This window comes from uncultured Campylobacter sp., from assembly GCF_937997595.1.
In the GTDB taxonomy this organism is placed as follows: Bacteria; Campylobacterota; Campylobacteria; order Campylobacterales; family Campylobacteraceae; genus Campylobacter_B.
The window spans coordinates 1-4027 of record NZ_CALKTS010000005.1; the positions used below are offsets into that span (position 1 = coordinate 1).

Consider the following 4027-nt stretch of genomic DNA (forward strand, 5'->3'; position numbering starts at 1 on the left):
AGCTCGGAGATGGCTTTGAAGCTTTTCGCTTCGGTTTTAGCGCAGTTTGTTTCGTAAAATTCCTTACCGTGCGCGTAAACGCCGCCCTCGCGCTTGGCTTTAATCATCTTGTTATCGCCCTCAAAATCCTGTCCCGCAATCTCGTAGGCTTTGGCGAAATTCATTATCTCGCCGCCGTTTTCGGCTTGAAATTCTTTCGCGTCGGCTTCTGTTGAGAAGGCGTATTTGCTATTTCGCGTCATCGTGCCTTTGACCTTGCTGCCCACGACGTAAAAGGCTTTATTTACGTCGATTAAATTTAGATTTTTCGTATCGACGACCTGCGCATCGCTTGGAATTTTTCCCTCCGTTAGCTCGTACAAGCAGTGCAGGGAAGCTACTTGCTTACCGTTTACGACGTGATTCGTTTTATAAAATTTAACCAAATTCATTCCGCAAACGGCGCAGTATTCTTTGCCCTCGCCGCTTCCTACGAGCGTAGCTTTGCTAGGATCCACGCTTTGAAACATAGGCTTTGCCGGTTTATTGGCCCCGTCCATCGAGGCACCGAAAACGAACGCAACGAGCGCAGCCGAAGCTAAAAACGAACGTAAAATCATACTATCTCCTTAAAATTTTGATGTTTTAAATTTACTTACTAATCGAATTTAAAAATTCCAAATTCTCGCATCCCATCTTGATGCCGCCGTCGCAGCTTTTTTTGAAAAGCTCTTTTGCTTTGGCGTTATCGGACTTCACTCCTTTTCCTTCGGCATACATTATGGCTAGGTTATTGCAGCCGTCGAAGTGGCCGAGGCTGCACGCCTTTTCATACTGCTGCTTTGCCTGCTTATAATCCTGGCCCACCCCCTGCCCGAAGGCGTATAGATAGCCAAGGTTGTTGCAGCCGATGCCGATATCGCCGCCGCAAGCCTTTTCGTAAAAAATTTTAGCCTTTGCGAAGCTTTGCTCCACGCCTTCGCCCTTTAGATACAGATAGCCTAGGTTGTTGCAACCCATCATATCGCCGTAGGTGCAGGCCTTCTCATAAAGGCTCGCCGCCTTGGCGACGTCCTTTGCAAGCCCAGCGCCGTTTGCGTATAAAAGCCCGAGCGAGGTGCAGCCTTCGTTATCTTTGCAGGCTTTTTCGTAATAAGCCGCGGCTTTGGTAAAATTTTGATCCGCGCCGTTGCCGCTTTCGTAGATATAGCCTAGATTGTTGCACGCAAGCGCAAATTTAGCGCTGCACGCTTTTTCATAGAGGCTGATAGCTTTTTCGAAATTTTTCTCTACGTTGCCGGTGCCCTCAAAATACAAAACGGCTAGATTATAGCATCCCGAAGCTTTATTTTCCAAACCGCACGCTCGCTCGTAAATTTCTGCGAGTTTTTTATGATCGCCGCTTTGCTGAGCTTGAATGCCCTCGCTGATAAAGCCCGCGTTTGCCGTGGCAGCCAAGGCTAACGCTATTAGAATTTTTTTCAAATTTACTCCTTTATATCGTTTTTACGTCCCTGCCCCTGAAGGCAAGAGCGATTATTAAAAAGATCACCGCTATTATACAATAAAACGGCGCGGGTATCTGCGGCGCATCGCCCGCAGCGTAAGAGTGCATGCCGGTGAGGTAGAAATTTACGCCGAAATAGGTCATTATGATCGAGCTATACGCGAGCGTCGAGCTCACGCAATAAACATAGATCGAGCCGAGCTTCGGGATAAATTTTAGATGCAGCACGATCGCATAGACGATGATCGAGACATACGACCAGGTCTCTTTGCTATCCCAGCCCCAGTATCGCCCCCAGCTCTCATTCGCCCACACGCCGCCGAAGAAATTTCCGAGCGTTAGCATCGAAAGTCCCACGATGAGGCTGATCTCGTTGATCGCCGTTATATATCTGATCTGCACGTTAAGCCGCTCGCGATTGGCGCTGTTTTTAAGCGCCATCAAAATAAGAGCCAAAAGCCCAAGCAGGCAGCTAAGCCCTAAAAATCCATAGCTAGCCGTAATAACCGAGACGTGGGTGCTAAGCCAATAGGACTTTAGCACCGGCACGAGGTTGGTAATCTGCGGATTTACGAAGCTCATATGCGCTACGAGCATCACGATGCTAGCTAGTAAGCAGCTCGCACTTAGCGTAAGTAGGGACTTTCTAAAAAATATGATCCCCGCAAGCGCCGCCGACCAACCGATGTAGATCATCGACTCATAGCTATCGCTCCACGGCGCGTGAGCCGCGACGTACCAGCGCAGCGCAAGCGCGAGGGTATGTGCCGCAAAGCTTGCGGCAAAGGCAGCGAATAAAATTTTTTGCGCGAGCGTGAAGCGCTTGCCGCAAAGTGCGCCCAAAAGCGCCAATATTAGAGCTACGCCGCCTAGGATCATATAGCAATAAACGAGCTTTTTAAAAACCGAAGCTTTGTTGTAAAACACCTCGGCTTTGACGCGGCTTTCGCTTGGAAGAATAGCTGCCGAGGTGGCTCTTTGGTAGCTTTTCAGTTCTGCAAGTGCTGCATCCGCTTTAGCCCAATCATTATCCGAAATTCCATCCTGCAAGCCGTTTAGATAGTCGTTTAGCACGCCTTTGATCTGCGGAGCGATACTATAATCCGCAAAGGCGTCGTTCGGCGAGAGCCAGGTGTTTTGCGGGTCGTTCGGCACGGGGATAAATTTAAAAAACACCCCTCTGAAGGTCAGATACGCGATATTTAGCCGCTCGTCGAATTTAATCAGCTCGTTATCGAGCACGCCACGGCGCGAGGCGCTTTTTTCATTCGCCTCGTCCAGGGCGTGGGCGAGCTTGTAGTTGCCGTTTTCATCAAAGACCGAATTAAAGCTCGCATATCGCTCCTGCGGCGCTAAGCCTAGCATCTTTTTGATCTCGTCGTTTTTGATCTTGATGATCTTTTGATCGCGCCAGAACGCGGGATTTAGGCTCATTCCTAGGATCATCTGCTCGGCGCTTAAGCCGTAGAGCGAATCCGTGCCTGAAATTTTATTTACGATCTCGCTTGCTTCGGTGCTAAGCGGCTTGATCCTACCCATGTAATCTTGCACCAAAAGCTCCGCGAACGCGCCGTCTGCGTGAACGCGCGAGTTAGCTTTAAGGTTTTGCAGATAGTTTTCATCCGCGGCGCGAAGCTCAATGCTAAAAAAAAGCGGCGCGATCAAAAGAAGCGCGGCGGGCGCGTTGTTTTTGATAAATTTAGCTAGCTTTTTAAACCTGCTGTCTGCAGTAAAAAGATTTCCGATAAATCCGACGCAAAGCAAGAAATAGCCGAAGTAAGTGGGGATTTTACCCGGATCGCGATTAAGCTCCAGCACCGTGCCCAGCTCGTCCGTGTCGTAAGAGGATTGAAAGAGCTTGAAACCGTCAAAGCTTAGCGGGTGGTTCATATAAATTTCATGCTCCCCCGCGCTCTTGCCCTCTTTTAAAATTTCAACGTCGCTGGCGTAGGATGACGGGCTTTGCGAGCCCGGGTAGCGCTCGAGCTTAAATTTCAAAAGCTTTACCGCAAACGGAAGCTCTATGAGTTTCGAGCCCCAGCTTAGCATTATCTCCTCGCCGTCAAAGTTTAAAATTTTAGGCTCACCCAGCCAGCCCGCGCCGCCGCGAAGCTCCGCTTCTTGCTCGCTTCCGCCCTCAAAGCCCGCTTTTACCGCAAGCGTGCCCTGCTCGCCTTTGGGCGCGGGTTTATAAGAGCCAAATTTGACGGTGAAGTTTTTAGAATTTATACTTTGCGTGAAGCTAAAATCGTTATCGCCGATCTGAGATAGATTTAGCGGGTGCTCAAACAGCGCGTCTTGCGTGCGGATTTGCAAGTATGGCTTGACGCTTACCATCTCGCTTTCGCTCTCGCCCGCCCTTACGTGCAGCACGCCCTCGGTGCCGAAATAGCGCGTCAGCGCCGCGCCGATAAAGATAACGATAAATGCCGCATGAAGCACGAAGGAGCCGAAGCGGCGCCACATTTTGGTTTTTATGATTATGCCGAGCAGGCTCAGCGTCGCAGCACCCATGACGCACTCGTACCAGCGCGCCTCATA

General features: G+C 49.9%; 3 protein-coding genes. All 3 read right to left on the reverse strand.

Going from position 1 to position 4027, the window contains the following annotated elements; all coding sequences use genetic code 11:
• On the reverse strand, nt 1–599 hold a 599-nt coding region (locus Q0614_RS00205), incomplete at its 3' end, for a nitrous oxide reductase accessory protein NosL (RefSeq protein ID WP_298785685.1).
• Between the two features lie 31 nt (nt 600–630).
• The gene (locus Q0614_RS00210) at nt 631–1464 is read right to left on the reverse strand and encodes a tetratricopeptide repeat protein (protein ID WP_298785686.1); all 834 of its coding nucleotides are present in this window, start codon (nt 1462–1464) and stop codon (nt 631–633) included.
• 10 nt (nt 1465–1474) lie between these two features.
• On the reverse strand, nt 1475–4027 hold a 2553-nt coding region (gene ccsA / locus Q0614_RS00215), incomplete at its 5' end, for a cytochrome c biogenesis protein CcsA (RefSeq protein WP_298785688.1).